General features: G+C 64.7%; 21 protein-coding genes. 19 read left to right on the forward strand and 2 right to left on the reverse strand.

Going from position 1 to position 16469, the window contains the following annotated elements; genetic code table 11:
• The first annotated feature begins 1 nt into the window (after position 1).
• From AC07Q9_RS19190 to ubiA, 9 genes are all read left to right on the forward strand, one after another.
• Positions 2–889 carry a DUF6708 domain-containing protein gene (locus AC07Q9_RS19190; protein WP_495311326.1) on the forward strand — a complete coding sequence of 296 codons (888 nt, stop codon included), beginning with the start codon at positions 2–4 and terminating at the stop codon, positions 887–889.
• Positions 890–984: 95 nt separating this feature from the next.
• Positions 985–1899, forward strand: a complete 915-nt coding sequence (locus AC07Q9_RS19195) for a DUF6708 domain-containing protein (RefSeq protein ID WP_495311328.1) — start codon at positions 985–987, stop codon at positions 1897–1899.
• Positions 1896–2414, forward strand: a complete 519-nt coding sequence (locus AC07Q9_RS19200) for a hypothetical protein (protein WP_495311330.1) — start codon at positions 1896–1898, stop codon at positions 2412–2414. The genes AC07Q9_RS19195 and AC07Q9_RS19200 overlap by 4 nt, the downstream gene beginning before the upstream one ends.
• Before the next feature lie 126 nt (positions 2415–2540).
• Positions 2541–5453: a type VI secretion system Vgr family protein gene (locus AC07Q9_RS19205; RefSeq protein WP_495311332.1), complete on the forward strand. Its 2913-nt coding sequence runs from the start codon at positions 2541–2543 to the stop codon at positions 5451–5453.
• Positions 5450–6586 carry a hypothetical protein gene (locus tag AC07Q9_RS19210; protein ID WP_495311334.1) on the forward strand — a complete coding sequence of 379 codons (1137 nt, stop codon included), beginning with the start codon at positions 5450–5452 and terminating at the stop codon, positions 6584–6586. The genes AC07Q9_RS19205 and AC07Q9_RS19210 overlap by 4 nt, the downstream gene beginning before the upstream one ends.
• Before the next feature lie 4 nt (positions 6587–6590).
• Positions 6591–7334, forward strand: a complete 744-nt coding sequence (locus AC07Q9_RS19215) for a hypothetical protein (protein ID WP_495311335.1) — start codon at positions 6591–6593, stop codon at positions 7332–7334.
• A 73-nt stretch (positions 7335–7407) separates the two neighbouring features.
• Complete coding sequence (locus AC07Q9_RS19220) at positions 7408–8373, forward strand: LysR substrate-binding domain-containing protein (protein ID WP_062474802.1); 966 nt, start codon at positions 7408–7410, stop codon at positions 8371–8373.
• Positions 8374–8509: 136 nt separating this feature from the next.
• The gene (locus AC07Q9_RS19225) at positions 8510–9094 is read left to right on the forward strand and encodes a Dps family protein (protein WP_139700624.1); all 585 of its coding nucleotides are present in this window, start codon (positions 8510–8512) and stop codon (positions 9092–9094) included.
• 91 nt (positions 9095–9185) lie between these two features.
• Positions 9186–10049, forward strand: a complete 864-nt coding sequence (gene ubiA / locus AC07Q9_RS19230; protein ID WP_495311337.1) for a 4-hydroxybenzoate octaprenyltransferase — start codon at positions 9186–9188, stop codon at positions 10047–10049.
• Positions 10050–10064: 15 nt separating this feature from the next.
• Here the strand turns inward: ubiA and proC are convergent, their stop codons facing one another.
• Complete coding sequence (proC, locus tag AC07Q9_RS19235; protein ID WP_495311339.1) at positions 10065–10922, reverse strand: pyrroline-5-carboxylate reductase; 858 nt, start codon at positions 10920–10922, stop codon at positions 10065–10067.
• Positions 10919–12097: an esterase-like activity of phytase family protein gene (locus tag AC07Q9_RS19240; protein ID WP_495311341.1), complete on the reverse strand. Its 1179-nt coding sequence runs from the start codon at positions 12095–12097 to the stop codon at positions 10919–10921. Before AC07Q9_RS19240 ends, proC begins: the two co-directional genes overlap by 4 nt.
• A 215-nt stretch (positions 12098–12312) precedes the next feature.
• Here AC07Q9_RS19240 and rplN point away from each other — a divergent pair, with 215 nt between their 5' ends.
• Genes rplN through rplO form a run of 10 tightly spaced genes read left to right on the forward strand, consistent with a single transcriptional unit; the run spans position 12313 to position 16443 of the window.
• Entirely contained in the window at positions 12313–12681 is a 369-nt protein-coding gene (gene rplN, locus AC07Q9_RS19245) for a 50S ribosomal protein L14 (protein ID WP_009124801.1), read from the forward strand.
• A gap of 12 nt (positions 12682–12693) precedes the next feature.
• Positions 12694–13026, forward strand: coding sequence for a 50S ribosomal protein L24 (gene rplX / locus AC07Q9_RS19250; RefSeq protein ID WP_062474813.1), 333 nt, complete (start codon positions 12694–12696; stop codon positions 13024–13026).
• 11 nt (positions 13027–13037) lie between these two features.
• A complete protein-coding gene (gene rplE / locus AC07Q9_RS19255; RefSeq protein ID WP_056576993.1) occupies positions 13038–13577 on the forward strand; it encodes a 50S ribosomal protein L5 in 540 nt (179 codons plus the stop codon).
• An 8-nt stretch (positions 13578–13585) separates the two neighbouring features.
• Positions 13586–13891 (forward strand): 30S ribosomal protein S14, encoded by a 306-nt coding sequence (rpsN, locus tag AC07Q9_RS19260; RefSeq protein WP_489061237.1) that lies wholly within the window; start codon positions 13586–13588, stop codon positions 13889–13891.
• A 20-nt stretch (positions 13892–13911) separates the two neighbouring features.
• A complete protein-coding gene (gene rpsH / locus AC07Q9_RS19265; RefSeq protein WP_056516708.1) occupies positions 13912–14307 on the forward strand; it encodes a 30S ribosomal protein S8 in 396 nt (131 codons plus the stop codon).
• 24 nt (positions 14308–14331) lie between these two features.
• Positions 14332–14865: a 50S ribosomal protein L6 gene (gene rplF / locus AC07Q9_RS19270; protein WP_099793808.1), complete on the forward strand. Its 534-nt coding sequence runs from the start codon at positions 14332–14334 to the stop codon at positions 14863–14865.
• Positions 14866–14879: 14 nt separating this feature from the next.
• Positions 14880–15245: a 50S ribosomal protein L18 gene (gene rplR / locus AC07Q9_RS19275; RefSeq protein ID WP_056577252.1), complete on the forward strand. Its 366-nt coding sequence runs from the start codon at positions 14880–14882 to the stop codon at positions 15243–15245.
• 18 nt (positions 15246–15263) lie between these two features.
• Entirely contained in the window at positions 15264–15782 is a 519-nt protein-coding gene (gene rpsE, locus AC07Q9_RS19280) for a 30S ribosomal protein S5 (RefSeq protein ID WP_099793806.1), read from the forward strand.
• Positions 15783–15817: 35 nt separating this feature from the next.
• A complete protein-coding gene (gene rpmD, locus AC07Q9_RS19285) occupies positions 15818–16000 on the forward strand; it encodes a 50S ribosomal protein L30 (protein ID WP_019653974.1) in 183 nt (60 codons plus the stop codon).
• Between the two features lie 11 nt (positions 16001–16011).
• Positions 16012–16443 (forward strand): 50S ribosomal protein L15, encoded by a 432-nt coding sequence (gene rplO / locus AC07Q9_RS19290; RefSeq protein ID WP_099793804.1) that lies wholly within the window; start codon positions 16012–16014, stop codon positions 16441–16443.
• Positions 16444–16469 lie beyond the last annotated feature (26 nt).

Consider the following 16469-nt stretch of genomic DNA (forward strand, 5'->3'; position numbering starts at 1 on the left):
TATGAAGAAACTACCCGAATACAACGTGCTGCTGCCGGATTGGCAAGGGCTGGAGACGCAGTTTGACGAGATCGGCGAGGCGCTGCGGCCGATGCTCAATGGAACGATCACGCGCGTGGCGCCTGAAGACAAGAAGCAGCCGGTGCACGAGAGTGCCAGCACTTGCAATTCGCTGTTGGCGGTACATCCGCATGCCATTGAGGTTGGTGCGCCTTCTGGAACCGGGGAGGCAGTGGGGAATGGGAATACCTATGCGGTTTTCTTCTTGGGATTCATGGGATTCGGGGCTTGGTTTCTTTGGGAAGGATTGATGTCTTCGAGCGTTTTTTTTCTTGCTAGCGGAAGCATTATTTTTGCGATTGGCTTCTTCCCCTTCTCATTCGCTCTGCGGATGTCCCACCTTGCCCCCCGCGACATTCCCGTGGTTTTCAACCGAAAGACCCGCGAAGTCAGCATCTGCGTGTTGGGGCGCTTGCGCTTCTGGCGCTTCTGGGAGCGCGTGGGCATCGACAAAGTGATCACCACCTCGTGGGACGATTTGCAGGCCCGCAGCTACAAGGTCATGCAACTCACTGGCGAGGCGGCCCGCGACACCCATGTGCTGCGCCTGCTGTGGGGCGAGGCCCGGAACCCGCGCAAGCTGGAAGGCATCGCCTTGATCGGCTACCTCGGCTGGTACGAAGACGCTGCGCTCTGGCGTCTGTGGGAGCACATCCGGCGCTACATGGAAGAGAACGGCCCGCCCATCCAACCGGGCGAGACCTTGCGCACCAGCGGTGCGGGCAAGCTGCCCGAGTTGCCGCCGGAGGTCATTGCTGCGGCCGGCGGCCCGGCGTTGAGCGTGGAAGAGGTCGCTCGGTTGGCGGGTGCGGCTGATGCGGCGACTTAGGGTGCAAGCTGAAGTGCACTCGATCTCCATCAGTCAGGCGCGAGCGGCTGTCAAAAAATCAATCGATGCCGACGGTGAGGGGATGACGGCGTGACATGAAAAAGCTACCCGAATACAACGTGCTGCTGCCGGATTGGCAAGGGCCGGAAACGCAGTTTGACGAGATCGGCGAGGCGCTGCGGTCGATGCTCAATGGAACGATCACGCGTGTGGCGCCCGAGGACAAGAAGCAGCCCGTGCACGAGAGCGCCAGCACCTGTGATTCGCTGCTGGCAGTGCATCCGCATGCGATTGAGATTGGCGCACCCTCTGGAACCGGGGAGACGGTGGGGAATGGAAATACCCTTACGGTTCTTTTCTTGGCAGGAATGGCGATGGGAGGGTGGTTTATTTTTGAAGCGCTACTTCGACCAAACGTCGTTCGTTTTTTTCTTGGAAGTCTTTTCTTTGCTGTTAGCTTTTTTCCTTTCTCTCACGTTATCCGCGCCACCTATCTAAGCCCTCGCGATATCCCTGTAGTCTTCAACCGCAAGACCCGAGAAGTCAGCATCTGCATGCTGGGACGCTTACGTTTCTGGCGCTTCTGGGAGCGCGTGGGTATCGATAAAGTGATCACCACCTCGTGGGACGATTTGCAGGCCCGCAGCTACAAGATCATGCAACTCACTGGCGAGGCGGCCCGCGACACCCATGTGCTGCGCCTGCTGTGGGGCGAGGCCCGGAATCCGCGCAAGCTGGAAGGCATTGCCTTGATCGGCTACCTCGGATGGTACGAAGACGCAGCACTCTGGCGTCTGTGGGAACATATCCGGCGCTACATGGAAGAGGGCGGCCTGGCCATCCAGCCGGGCGAGACCTTGCGAACCAGCGGTGCGGGCAAGCTGCCCGAGTTGCCGCCGGAGGTCATTGCTGCGGCTGGCGGGCCGGCGTTGAGTGTGGAAGACGTTGCCCGGCTGGCGGGTGCGGCCGGTGTGGCCTGTGCGCTGCACAGCCGTTCTTTTGCCCTATGAAGCGATTCGCTCTACTTGCCGCAGTTGTTGTTGCAGTCCTCATCGCATCGGCTGTGGCGTACCGCGGCTATCGGGTGAACACGAGCACTTCCGACACTTCAACCGCGGTATCGAGCGATGAGAGCCGGGCCCAGGGAAGGCTGTTGGCAAAGCTTCGTTTCGATGCACCGTCTTTTGGCGATTGCTCGGTCCATGACGCGTGGCTGGAAAAGTCCTCCACGTTCGTGACGCGCAGCTGGTTCGGAATCCGTCTTGGAAATGAAACCGTCCCGACAGCTGCCATTCATGTGGTACTCGACATGCCCAAAGATCCGTTCCTGCCTGCGCAGATCTTGAGCTTCGATGAGACGAACCCGACCGCGTCCAGCCTGGGACTGGCCGGCTCGTTCACCCAGACCGTCACGATCAATGCCAAGCGCTACGGGCTGTTCGGATCGAACACCGTGTTTCCGCCGCCTGCGGTCATGAAATTCAGCTGTGGCACAGCAAACGCACATGCAACGTTGGCGAACTAGGATTTTTTCGGTCCACGCGATGTCGATCGACCAACCCCTGAACCGACAGGGCGAGAAGATCGCGCGCGGCCATGCATCGAACGAAGGCCGGCACGACCGGCACTGACACCAGGGAGGTGGATATCCATGTCATCAGACACATCAAGCAGCTTCATGCCGACGCCATGGAAACTCGAAGGCCTGAACGTCGCACGGCTGTCGGATCAGGCGCGGCTCATCAAGCTGCAGCTGCCCGCGTCGGCGCCGCAGAACGCCGTCGTCGTCGAGCGCTTCACTGGCAGCGAAGGCCTCAACGAACTCTTCGACTTCACCATCGACACGCTGGCCACGTCGAGCGAGTTCGACCCGTTCGCGCTGATCGGCGAAGAGCTGAGCCTGCGCCTGCTGCTGGCCAACGGCAGCTTTCGCACCTGGCACGGCTACCTCACGGCCGTCGACGCGCTGGGCGGTGACGGCGGCCTGGCGCGCTACCGGCTGCACCTGCAGCCCTGGCTCGCCGCGCTGGGCCTGCGCCGCGACAGCTTCGTGTACGCCGCCAAGCATGTGCAGGACATCGTCAGCGAAGTGTTCGCCGATCACACGACCGCCAGCTTCAGCTTCGAAGTCACGCAGGAGATGCCCGTGCGGCCCACCTGCGTGCAGTACCGCGAGTCGGACCTGGCCTTCGTGCTGCGCCTGCTCGCGGAAGAGGGCCTGAGCTTTCGGTTCGAGCACGAGCAGCAGCAACAGTCGACCGGTGGCAGCAGCGGCAACACCACGCCCTCGCAGCATCGCCTGGTAATCTTCGATCGCGCGGCAACCCCGCCCGACTGCGCCCTTTCCCAGATCCGCTTCCACCGCGTCAATGCCACCGAAGCGACCGACGCCATCACCGCCTGGAGCAGCCGTCGCCAGGTCACCACCAACGCCGTCATGCGCAACGCCTGGGACGCCAGCGTGCTGCAGGCCCCCACCGGCGCGGTGCAGAGCGCGTTGTCGATGGGCGATGTGCCCGTGCTAGAGCACTACGACGGCAGCGGTGCACAACGCTATGCCGACAGCGCCACCGCCGCCCGGTGCGCCGAACAACAGCTGGTGGCCTTCGAATCGCGCATCAAGCGCTACGGCGCCGCGGGCAGCGTGCGACAGCTCGGTGCCGGCGAGCGCTTCGCGCTCACGCAGCACGACCGCTACGAAGGTCGCAGATTCCTCGCACTGCGCGTGCGCCACGAAGTGGCCAATAACCTCGGCGCACAGGCCGCGCAGGTGCTCGAGGCAGGCGAACTCGAGAAGGGCAGCTACCGCAACAGCTTCGAGGCCCAGCCGGCCGAGGCGCAGGTCGTGCCGCTGTGGCGCCCCAAGCCCACGGCCCCCGAGGCCATGGTCGCGCTCGTGGTCGGTGGCGATGACGACGAGGCACCGACCGCTGTCCACACGCAGCGCGACCATCGTGTGCAGGTGCGCTTCCATTGGCAGGCCCAGCGGGCGGGCCAGCAGCAATCGACGGGCAGCGGACAAGGCAGCCTCGTCGCCGCCGGTCGCCACGCGAGCAATCGCCAGTCCGTCTGGCTGCGCGTGGCGGCCCCCGTGGCCGGCCCCAACTGGGGCGCACACCACCTGCCGCGCGTGGGCTCCGAGGTGCTCGTGTCCTTCATCGAAGGCGACATCGACCGGCCGGTGGTCACGCAGCAGCTCTACAACGGACAAGACCTGCCGCCCTGGTCGGCCGGCACCGACTCATCGGCCAACCATGCGGGCGTGCTCTCGGGCTGGCACAGCCGCGCGCTCGACGGCAGCGGCTACAACCAGTGGATCGCCGACGATGCGCCCGGCCAGGTGCGCACCCGCCTGGCCAGCTCGCACGCCGCGAGCCAGCTGAACCTGGGTCACCTCAACGCCCAGTCGCCCGACGAGAGCAGCCGTGGCGCCTGGCGCGGCAGCGGTGCCGAACTGCGCTCCGACGCCTGGGTCGCCACGCGCGCCGGCGAGGGTTTGTTGATCTCGACGCTCGCCCAGGAGCGGGCGGCAGGCAGCGTGCAGGACACCACCAGCGTGCGAGGCCAGCTCGCGGGCGCGTTGCGCGAGGCGCAGAAGCTGTCCGATGCGGCCGGCGGCGCCAAGGCGCTGGCATTGACCGCCACGGCGCTGCTGCAGCCGCTCATCGACGACATCGATCCGCAGAAGAATGGGCACTATCCCGGCAGCGTCAACGGACAGGACACGCGCGAGCCCACGGGCGGAGAGAGCGCAGGCTCACGCGAAGGGCAAGACCCGGTGCCCGCCTTCGCCCGCCCGCTCATGGTGCTCGACGCGGCCATGAGCCTGAACATGGCCACGCCTGCCAGCGCGACTGTGTACGCGGGCGAGGCGATCCATTGGACTGCGCAGGCGCAGGCCCACATCGCGGCGGGCAAGACTGTGAGCTTCGCGGCCGCCAAGTCCGTGGGGCTTTACAGCCACGAGGGCGGCATCCAGGTCATCGCGCAGGACGGACCGGTGAGCGTGCAGGCGCACACCGACGAACTCGAATGGCTGGCCAAGGAAGGCTTCACGGTCACCAGCAGCAACGACGAGATCCATGTGCTGGCGCAGCAGAAGATCACGCTCAAGGGGGGGCAGACGAGCATTGAGCTGGATGGGATGAACATCACGCTGAAGATGCCGGCGCTGCTGGACATCAAGGGGACGAGCAAGAGCTTCGTGGGGCCGAAGGGGAATCCGGCACAGCTGATGGGGCTGCCGATGGGGTTGACCAGCGAACCCAAGCATTTCATTGAAGTGGAACGCCGTTACTACGACACGGATGCGGTGCAGGGCGCGGACGTCAAGGTGACGTTCTCGGACAAGAGCGTACGCAGGGGCAAGTTGGGATCGAACGGGCAGCTGCGCTTCGACGGCGTGCCGGCGGGTTCCGCAGACATCGAGATCGGCGAGGACGCCAGGGAATGGCAAATCGACCCCGTCGAGGAGTCTCCGGCCAACCCCGCCTACGGGAAGGACGTGACGCCTGAGCAGGCCATGGCGCTCTACGCGCTGGTTTTCGGTTCGGAGGACAAATGAACGACGCGCTCGATTGGTTCTGGGGCGTCCTGCAGGGCGACTTCAACGAGGATGCCAGCCTGTCGCAAACAGTCGTCGGCAGCATCATCACCGCGATTCCCATCCTTGATCAGCTCGCGGACATTCGCGACGTGATTGCCAATTTGCACCAGCTCTCGAAGGACTCGAGCGACAAGTGGAAATGGATCGCGCTCGCCATCACGCTCATCGGCCTCATTCCGGTTCTGGGGAGCCTGCTGAAGGGTGTTTTCAAGTCGCTGGTGAAGTTTCTCAAGCAGGGTGGCAAGTACGCCGATGAGGCGCTCGAAACGATCCTTGCGATCATCCGTGGCGCTGGCAAGGGAGATCCCGTCAAGTGGCTCAAGAGCCTGCCGATGGATCAGTATGCAAAGAATGCCGTCAAGCGGTTCGACGAGATCACGCAGAAGATCATTCTTGGGATCTCCGATGTGCGGCACCGGTGGCTGACCCGGAAGCTGCTGGGCGACAACGTCAAGCGTCTGGAGTTGGTCGAGCAGCAGATTGCAAAGCTGCGGGGCATGGGGCAGGCCAAGATTCCCGAAGTCATGCGCTTCCTCAAGTCCGAGCTCGACAAGCTGCTGGAGCGGGCCAAGCCCGCGAAGCTGGATGGCGCAACCGACACAGCCAATACCTTGGCGCACAGCGCCAAGCCGCTGCTTCGGCTCGACTATGAGGTGGCGGTCAAGCGTCGCGTCGGCGGCAAGGTGCAAAGCATGCGCGCCGCAGGCAAGAGCGAAGAAGAGATCGCAAGGGCCGCGAATGCCGAGCGCCGTGCACTCGGCAAGGAATTCAAGGACAAGACCGACCCCGAGCTCCGGGAGGTCATCTACAAGCGCAACCAGGCGCTGTATGGCGATCCGCTGGGGCCGAAGTACGAAGACCTGAAGCGGGGCTATGTCATTCACCCCAAGACACGTGAGCGCGTGAATGTCGGCAAGGGCAATCCCAAGACCGATGCCCAGATCATCGAAGGCGCCCAGAATGCAGGGGGCGACGACATGCCGTGGGACCTGATCATGGAGTTCTATCGCCAGAAGAAAACCGGTGACCCCGAGAAGGCAGCCAAGCTTCTCCGTGAAATCGACGCGATCGTCAACCGAGCAAAGAAATAGTCCCATGTGGCTCTACCTGCATCACACCGCCTCCGACCTCATCGACCTGAACCCCACAACCGGCCGCTGGCGCCCCGTCGACGAAGCCGAAAAACCGCCAGGCGCCTCGGTTCTCGCCGATCTCCCGGTCAAAGGCGGCTACACGATCGAGAACGACAAGCGCTACTACAGCTATTGGACGTCCGACGAGAAGTTCGTCTTTCGCACCGACGACGGTGCCGTGTTTGAGATCTGCCAGAAGCGCGACGACGGCTCCGTGGTGATGCTCTCGCCCGTCCTGCGCAGCGAGATCGCGCCTTCGCGGTATGGCGATGGGCGTTTGCGGCAAGGCTTCAGCCAGTTCCGGCTGATGGACGCTGCGACAGGCCAGGTCGTCTTCGAGCTGGACTACAACGCCGAGCGCTATCAACGCCTGTACCAGGCCGACTTCACCGCCGCGGCGGCGGAGCAGGACCTGTCCGACTGGGATTTCTTCGTCGCCTTGCAAGGCGCCATCGAGATCTTCGAAGAGCGTGCCGCGTCCGGCCGCGTCGCGTTCACCGCGGAGGTCGATGGCTCGGCGCAGATCCAGGGGCACCGCATGCGCCGCGATGAACTGCTGTTTGCGGACACGGGCCAGAAGTGCCCCCGCTCGGGCATCTGGGCCTGCCTGACCGATCTGCGGGTGAGCACGGCGGTCACGCAGGGCGAGCCGATGCCCTCGAACGCTGGGCAGCCGGTGCAATGGGTCTGGAGCCGCGCCGACTGAGCGCAGCGCAGCCCGCGGCTTTTAACCCCGCCCCAGCCGGGTCACAGACCCTTGCGCATAATTGACGCAAGCTATGACTCTCACCGAACTCAAATACATCGTCGCAGTCGCCCGCGAGCGGCACTTCGGCAAGGCGGCCGAGGCCTGTTATGTGTCCCAGCCGACGCTTTCGGTGGCCATCAAGAAACTCGAGGACGAACTCGAGGTCAAGCTCTTCGAGCGCAGCGCCGGTGAAGTGACCGTGACGCCGCTCGGCGAGCAGATCGTCCAGCAGGCGCAGAGCGTGCTCGACCAGGCCGCCAGCATCAAGGAGATCGCCAAGCGCGGAAAAGACCCGCTGGCCGGCCCGCTGAACCTGGGCGTGATCTACACGATCGGCCCGTACCTGCTGCCCGACCTGGTGCGCCAGGTGATCGCGCGCACGCCGCAGATGCCGCTGGTGCTGCAGGAGAACTTCACGGTCAAGCTGCTCGAAATGCTGCGCGCCGGCGAGATCGACTGCGCGATCATGGCCGAGCCCTTTCCCGACACGGGCCTGGCGATGGCGCCGCTGTACGACGAACCCTTCATGGCGGCGCTGCCCGTGAAGCACAAGCTGGCCGACCGCGAGTCGATCACCTCGGAAGAGCTGCAGAGCGAGACGATGCTGCTGTTGGGCACGGGCCACTGCTTTCGCGACCACGTGCTCGAGGTGTGCCCCGAGTTCGCGCGCTTCTCGAGCAACGCCGAGGGCATCCGCAAGAGCTTCGAGGGCTCGTCGCTGGAGACCATCAAGCACATGGTGGCCTCGGGCATGGGCGTGACGCTGGTGCCGCGCCTGTCGGTGCCGGCCGAGGCGCTCAAGCCGAAGGTCAAGGGGCGCAAGGAGCCCGAGCAGATGGTGCGCTACCTGCCCGTGCGCGACGCGCAGGACCGCGACCCGCCGATGCGCCGCGTGGTGCTGGCCTGGCGCCGCACCTTCACGCGCTACGAGGCGATTGCAGCGCTGCGCAACGCGATCTACGCGTGCGAGCTGCCGGGTGTCAAACGACTCTCCTAGCGATTCGGGGCCTTCGCCTACGCGCGGGCTGTTTGTGATCGCTGATCGCTGGGATAGAGTGAAGCTGTTGCGAAGCCGCCTGCCGGCTTTCAGAATTTCGGTGTTGTCACCCAACTTCAAGAAAGACCCCTCCGCCATGGCCAAACCCCCGAAAAAGACCAAGTCCCCATCGCCCGCTTCTTCGGCCGGCAAGGTGCCCAAGAAGGGCGGCGCCGTCGTCGCGCAGGAGTCGGGCAGCCGCAACGCGCCGATCATCAACATCGGCATCGAACGCCAGGACCGCGCGGCCATTGCCGAGGGCCTGAGCCGCGTGCTGGCCGATACCTACACGCTGTACCTCACGACCCACAACTTCCACTGGAACGTGACAGGGCCGCACTTCAACTCGCTGCATGCGATGTTCATGACGCAGTACACCGAGCTGTGGGGCTCGACCGACGTGCTCGCCGAGCGCATCCGCGCGCTGGGCCACTACGCGCCGGGCTCGTACGCCGAGTTCAGCAAGATCGCCACCGTGCCCGACGTGCCGCAGACCCCGCCCAAGGCGATGGAGATGGTGCGCATCCTCGTGAAGGGCCACGAAACGGTGTCGCGCATCGCGCGCGAGTTCATCCCGGTGGCCGAAGAGGCCGGCGACGACCCGACCGCCGACATGCTGACCGCGCGCTGCACGGTGCACGACCAGACGGCCTGGATGCTGCGCTCGCTGCTCGAGGACTGATGACGGCGTCCTGATCTCCCGGTACGCCGGGAACCCCTTCAGAGAGCGGCACAATTGCCGCTCTTTTGACGTCTGCCTTGCCGCTTTTCGCATGCCTCTCGCCCGCCGTTTCGCGCTCTACCTCGATCTGATCCGCTGGAACCGGCCGGCCGGCTGGCTGTTGTTGCTGTGGCCCACGTTGGGCGCGCTCTGGTTCGCGGCCGACGGCTGGCCCGGCTGGCACCTGCTCGCGGTGTTCACGCTCGGCACATTCCTCATGCGCAGCGCGGGCTGCTGCGTCAACGACGTGGCCGACCGTGAGTTCGATCGCCATGTGAAGCGCACGGCCCAGCGGCCGGTGACGAGCGGCGCGATGTCGGTCAAGGAGGCGCTGGGGCTGGGCGCGGTGCTGGCGCTGCTGTCCTTCGGGCTGGTGCTCACCACCAACCGCACGACGGTGCTGTGGTCGTTCGCGGCGCTGGCGATCACGCTGATCTACCCGTTCGCCAAGCGCTTCGTGTCGATCCCGCAAGCGGTGCTGGGCATCGCCTTCAGTTTCGGCATCCCGATGGCCTTTGCCGCGGTGCAGTCGACGGTGCTGGCCTTTGCGTGGTGGCTGCTGGCGGGCAACCTGTTCTGGGTGCTGGCCTACGACACCGAGTACGCGATGGTGGACCGCGACGACGACCTGAAGATCGGCATGAAGACCTCGGCGATCACGTTCGGCCGCTTCGACGTGGCGGCGGTGATGGCGAGCTACGCGATCTTCCTGGCGGTCTGGATCTGGGCCGGTGCCAGCCGGTCGCTGGGGGGGCTCTTCTATCTAGGCGTTGCCGCAGCGGTGGCCCAGGCGCTCTGGCACTGGCGCCTGATCCATGACCGCACGCGCGAGGGCTGCTTCAAGGCCTTCCGCGAAAACCACTGGCTGGGCTTCGCGCTGTTCGTCGGCATCGTGGCGGGCTACACCGCTCGGTAGCCGCCCGCCACAGGCTCAGCCGCGCCCGAACTCCTCGCCCAGCTCGGCCGCGCGCTTCTGTGCGGCGCGGATGGCGGTCTTGAACTGGCCCTTCACATCCGAGGCTTCGAGCGCGCTCAGGGCCGCGTAGGTCGTGCCGCCCTTGGAGGTCACGCGCTCGCGCAGCACCGACGGCGGCTCGGTCGCGCTGTGCGCCAGCGCCGAGGCGCCGGTGAAGGTGCCGATGGCCAGCCGCTGGGCCTGGTCGGGCGTGAGGCCCATCTCGACGCCGGCCTCGGTCATCGCCTCGATGAAATAGAACACGTAGGCCGGGCCGGAGCCCGACATGGCGGTCACCGCGTCGAGCGCGGGTTCGGCGTCGACCCAGATCAGCTCGCCCGTCGGCGCCAGCAGCTGGCCGACGCGTGCGCGGTCGGCGCTTTCGACGCCTGGCCGCGCGAAGAGGCCGGTCATGCCCTTGCCCACCAGGGCGGGGGTGTTGGGCATGGCGCGCACCACGCGCTCGGTGCCGAGCCAGCGGGCGATGCTGTCGGACGGAATGCCCGCGGCCACGCTCAGGTGCAGGGCGTCGCCGGCAAAGGCGCGCACCGGGCGGGTGGCTTCCGCGAAGGTCTGGGGCTTGACCGCCCACACCACCACGGCGCAGCGCGCGAGGGCCTCGGTGGCCTCGGCCTTGGCGACGATGCCGAAGGACTGGGCCAGCTTGGTGCGGGCCTCCTCGAAAGGCTCGACCACTTCGAAGTTGTCGGCCGCGACGCCTTGCTGGATCAGGCCGCCGATGATGGCGCTGGCCATGTTGCCGCCGCCGATGAAGGCGATGGGGGGCAGGGGGCCCGGCGCGGTGCGGGGCAGGAAGGTCACGGCGATGGTCATGGTCGGTCGGTGTAGGCGAAGGCGGCGAACTGCGTCACTTGCAGCGGGTTGAAATTGTCGTCGCTCACGACCACCAGCAGGCGGCGGCCGTCGGGCAACGCTGGACCCCAGCACATGCCCTCGGTGTTGTCGAGGCGCGAGAGGCCGAGGGTGGCGAAGTCGGCCACGAGCGTCTTGGCGGCCGGGCGATGGTTGCCGGGTGCGAGGGCATCGATGGCGAGCACGTCGTCGGCGGCCCGGGTGTCTATTTCGTACAGGCGCAGCGAATTGCCGGCGCCCGTGGCGTAGGCCCGTTCCAGCACCAGCATGCGGTGGGCGTCGAGCATCAGCGCCTCGCTCACGCCGTTGTCGGCGTAGGCGCCTGGCACGAGCGGGCGCAGCGGAATGGCGTCGGGCACATAGGCGATCTGGCGCACGGCGCGGCCGGTCGCGAGGTCGACCTGGGTGAAGCGGCAGGGGCCACCGGGGGCGGCGGTGGTCGGGGTCGGGCCGTCCTGGACCAGCGCGTTTTCCATCGCGAGCCAGGCCGAGCGGTCGTCAGGCGTGAGGGCCAGGCCTTCGAAGGTCAGGTTGTCGCGCGGGCCGCGACGTTGGGTGGGGTCCGGGGCGAACATCGCCGGCAGGGCGAATTCGCGCAGAAAGCGGCCGTCGCGCGTCGATTCATATAAGGCGGGACCGAAACCGCGGGCGAGGTCGCCTTCGCTGGTCCAGAGCAAGGTGCCGGCCGAGGGGCGCAGGCGCAGGGCCTCGGGGTCGGGAGCGGGCAGGCCGGCGACCGCCTGGCGCCGCCCGGGCCAGGGGCCGCCACCGGGGCGTTGCAGCTGGACAACGCCGGTGGGCTCGGGCGCGGCGTCGGCCGGCTGGGGCCAGCGTGCGGTGTAGCAGCGCACGGGGGCCAGGTCTGACCGGTCATCGCTGAGAAGCAGGTACTCACCTTTGGCTGGGTCGTAGTCGATGCCTGAGAGGCCGCCTGCCGTGGTGTTCTCTATAGAGCGTCGGTGCGCCCAGCGGGCTTCTCCCAGGCGCTGCAGCCGGCCCGTATCTGAGGCCGGTGCTGCACTGCGGCATCCCGCGAGGCCCAGTGATCCCAGCCCCAGCAGGCCCGCGCCGCCCGCCAGCAGGCGCCGGCGCCGCACGGAAGGCGGCGAAACGAGGGGGTGGATGGGGGCGCGCACGCCACAAAGTCTAGCGGCTGTCGAAGTTCGCGTGATGAGGCAGTTGACATCGCCCTGCATGGGTGCCACAATCGCGGGCTTCGCTTTCAAAAGGCGAAGCTTTCAGCCCAAAGCGGAAGCGTCTCGAGTGGTTCGAGGCGTGGACGACGGGCCCAAGACTGACCGCGGTGTCTCCCTCCTGGAGGCTCATCGGTACAAGTTGGGAATATCAAGAAATGATCCAAACTGAATCCCGGCTCGAAGTGGCCGACAACACGGGCGCGAAATCCGTCCTGTGTATCAAGGTGCTCGGTGGCTCCAAGCGGCGTTACGCCAGCGTGGGCGACGTCATCAAGGTCAGCATCAAGGAAGCCGCTCCGCGTGGTCGCGTCAAGAAGGGCGAGATCTACAGCGCAGTGGTGGTCCGCACCGCCAAGGGCATCCGTCGTGCTGACGGTTCGCTCGTCAAGTTCGACGGCAATGCCGCCGTGCTGCTCAACGCCAAGCTGGAGCCCATCGGCACCCGCATCTTCGGACCGGTCACGCGCGAACTGCGCACCGAGAAGTTCATGAAGATCGTGTCGCTGGCACCCGAAGTTCTCTAAGGACACAACGCCATGAACAAGATTCGCAAAGGCGACCAGGTCATCGTGTTGGCCGGTCGTGACAAGGGCAAGCGCGGCGTCGTGTCGCTGCGCGCAGACGATTCGCATGTGATCGTCGACGGCATCAACCTCGTCAAGAAGCACACTAAGCCGAACCCCCTCAAGGGTACGACCGGTGGCATCGTCGAGAAGACCATGCCGATTCACCAATCCAACGTGGCGATCTTCAATGCCGCGACCGGCAAGGCCGATCGCGTGGGCATCAAGGTCACCCAAGGTGCCGACGGCAAGCGCGTGGCTGTTCGCGTCTTCAAGTCGAGCGGCGACGAAATCAAGTTCGCCTAAGAGGTACTCACATGGCACGTCTCCAACAACACTATCGCGAAAAGATCGCGAAAGACCTGACGGAAAAGTTCGGCTACAAGTCGCCGATGCAAGTTCCGCGTCTCACCAAGATCACCCTGAACATGGGTGTGGGTGAGGCAGTCGCCGACAAGAAGGTCCTCGACAACGCCGTCGCCGACCTGACCAAGATCGCTGGCCAGAAGCCTGTGGTCACCAAGTCGAAGAAGGCCATCGCCGGCTTCAAGATCCGCGAAAACCAGCCGATCGGCTGCATGGTCACGCTGCGTGGCGTGCACATGTACGAGTTCCTGGACCGTTTCGTCACCGTGGCCCTGCCCCGCGTGCGTGACTTCCGTGGTATCTCGGGTCGCGCATTCGACGGCCGTGGCAACTACAACATCGGCGTCAAAGAGCAGATCATTTTCCCTGAGATCGAGTACGACAAGGTCGACGCCCTGCGCGGTCTCAATATCAGCATCACGACGACGGCCAAGACCGACGAAGAAGCCAAGGCGCTTCTCGCTGGCTTCCGTTTCCCGTTCAAGAACTGAGGCGAACCATGGCCAAACAATCTTTGATCCAGCGCGAACTCAAGCGCGACAAGCTGGTTGCCAAGTTCGCTGCGAAGCACGCGGAACTGAAGGCAATTTCCAACGACGCGAAGAAGAGCGACGAAGAGCGCGCAGCAGCCCGCCTGGGCCTGCAGAAGCTCCCGCGCAACGCGAACCCCACGCGCCAGCGCAACCGTTGCGAAATCACCGGTCGCCCCCGTGGCACCTTCCGTCAATTCGGTCTGGCTCGCGCCAAGATCCGTGAACTGGCTTTCGCTGGCGACATCCCCGGTGTCACCAAGGCCAGCTGGTAAGCCAGGCAGGAGCAAACAACATGAGCATGAGTGATCCCATTGCCGACCTGCTGACGCGTATCCGTAACGCGCAGATGGTGGCGAAGCCCACTGTGTCGATCCCGTCTTCCAAGGTGAAGGCCGCGATTGCACAAGTCCTGAAGGACGAAGGCTACATCGACGGCTTCGAAGTGAAGACCGATGCCGGCAAGTCCGAACTCGTCATCACGCTGAAGTACTACGCTGGCCGCCCGGTCATCGAACGTATCGAACGCGTGAGCCGCCCCGGCCTGCGCGTCTACAAGGCCAGCGCCGCCATCCCGCAAGTCCAGAACGGCCTCGGTGTTGCGATCGTCACGACCCCCCAGGGCGTGATGACCGACCGCAAGGCTCGCGCTACCGGTGTCGGTGGCGAAGTTCTGTGCTACGTCGCCTAACCGAGACATCGAGGAGTTACTGAAATGTCCCGAGTAGGAAAAATGCCGGTTGCCATCCCCGCAGGTGTGGATGTGTCGATCAAGGAAGACCAGATCAGCGTCAAGGGCACGGGCGGCACGCTCAACCTGGCTCGCAATGCGCTGGTGAACGTCGTCAGCAATGACGGCAAGCTGAGCTTCGAGCCCGCCAACGAATCGCGTGAAGCGAATGCGATGAGCGGCACGATTCGCCAGCTGGTGAACAACATGGTGGTTGGCGTGACCAAGGGCTTCGAGAAGAAGCTCAACCTGGTCGGCGTCGGCTACAAGGCTGCAGCGTCCAACAACAAGTTGAACCTGCAAGTCGGTTACTCGCACCCGGTCAACATCGACATGCCGCAAGGCATCACGGTGACCACCGCGACCCCGACCGAAATCGTGATCAAGGGTGCTGACCGTCAGCGCGTTGGTCAAATCGCCGCTGAGATCCGCGCTGTTCGTCCGCCTGAGCCCTACAAGGGCAAGGGCATCCGTTATTCGGACGAGAAGATCGTGATCAAAGAGACCAAGAAGAAGTAAGGGGCAGCAAAATGATGTTGACCAAAAAAGCACAGCGTCTTCGCCGCTCGCGCCAGACCCGCATCCGGATCGCGACGCAGGGCGTGGCCCGCCTCACGGTGAACCGCACCAACCTGCACATCTATGCCACCGTCATCTCCGACGACGGCACCAAGGTGATCGCAACCGCATCGACCGCCGAAGCCGAAGTGCGCGCAGCACTCGGCGCCTCGGGCAAGGGTGGCAATGCCGCCGCTGCCACCGCCATCGGCAAGCGCATCGCTGAAAAGGCGAAGGCTGCCGGCGTCGAGAAGGTCGCTTTCGATCGTGCAGGTTTCGCCTACCACGGCCGCGTCAAGGCGCTGGCCGAGGCAGCCCGCGAAGCCGGTCTGCAGTTCTAATCGGACACGAGATTCAAAATGGCAAAGATTCAAGCAAGAACGCAGAACGAAGGTCCTGAGGACGGTTTGCGCGAGAAGATGATCGCGATCAACCGCGTCACCAAGGTGGTGAAGGGTGGTCGTATCCTCGGTTTCGCAGCACTGACCGTGGTCGGTGACGGTGAAGGCCGCGTCGGCATGGGCAAGGGCAAGTCGAAGGAAGTGCCTGCTGCCGTGCAGAAGGCAATGGAAGAAGCCCGTCGCAACCTGTTCAAGGCTGCGATCAAGAACGGCACGCTGCACCACCAGGTGCAAGGCCATCACGGTGCCGCCAGGGTCGTGATGTACCCGGCTCCCAAGGGTACCGGCATCATCGCCGGCGGCCCGATGCGCGCCGTGTTCGAAGTCATGGGCATCACCGACATCGTGGCCAAGAGCCATGGTTCGTCGAACCCCTACAACATGGTTCGCGCCACGCTCGACGGGTTGAAGAACTCGACGACGGCCGGCAATGTGGCTGCCAAGCGCGGTCTCACCGTCGAAGAAATCTTCGCCTGAGCGCAAGCTCTCGCAAGGCTGAAGGAAGCATTCAAATGACGCAACAACAAACCCTCAAGGTGCAGCTGGTGAAGAGCCCGATCGGCACCAAGGAATCGCATCGCGCGACCGTGCGTGGCCTCGGCCTGCGCAAGCTCAACAGCGTGAGCGAGCTGCAAGACACGCCCGCAGTGCGCGGCATGATCAACAAGATCAGTTATCTGGTCAAAGTTCTGTAAGAGAGACTGATATGGAACTCAATGGCATCAAGCCGGCAGCTGGCGCCAAGCACGCCAAGCGTCGCGTCGGCCGCGGTATCGGCTCCGGCATCGGCAAGACCGCAGGTCGCGGTCACAAGGGCCAGAAGTCGCGCGCAGGCGGTTTCCACAAGGTCGGCTTCGAAGGCGGTCAAATGCCGCTGCAGCGTCGCCTGCCCAAGCGTGGCTTCAAGTCGCACCTGCTGAAGTACAACGCCGAAGTCACGCTGACTGCTCTCGAGCAGCTCGGCCTGGCCGAAGTCGATGTCCTGGCACTGAAGCAAGCCGGCCTCGTGGGCCAGCTCGCCAAGGTCGTCAAGATCATCAAGACCGGCGAACTCACCAAGGCCGTCAAGCTGACGGGCGTGGGTGCGACCGCTGGTGCCAAGGCTGCGATCGAAGCAGCCGGCGGCAGCTTCGCCTGATCACCTTCGGACTGAAAGAAGTTCTT

This window comes from Variovorax sp. GW821-FHT09A10, from assembly GCF_059418385.1.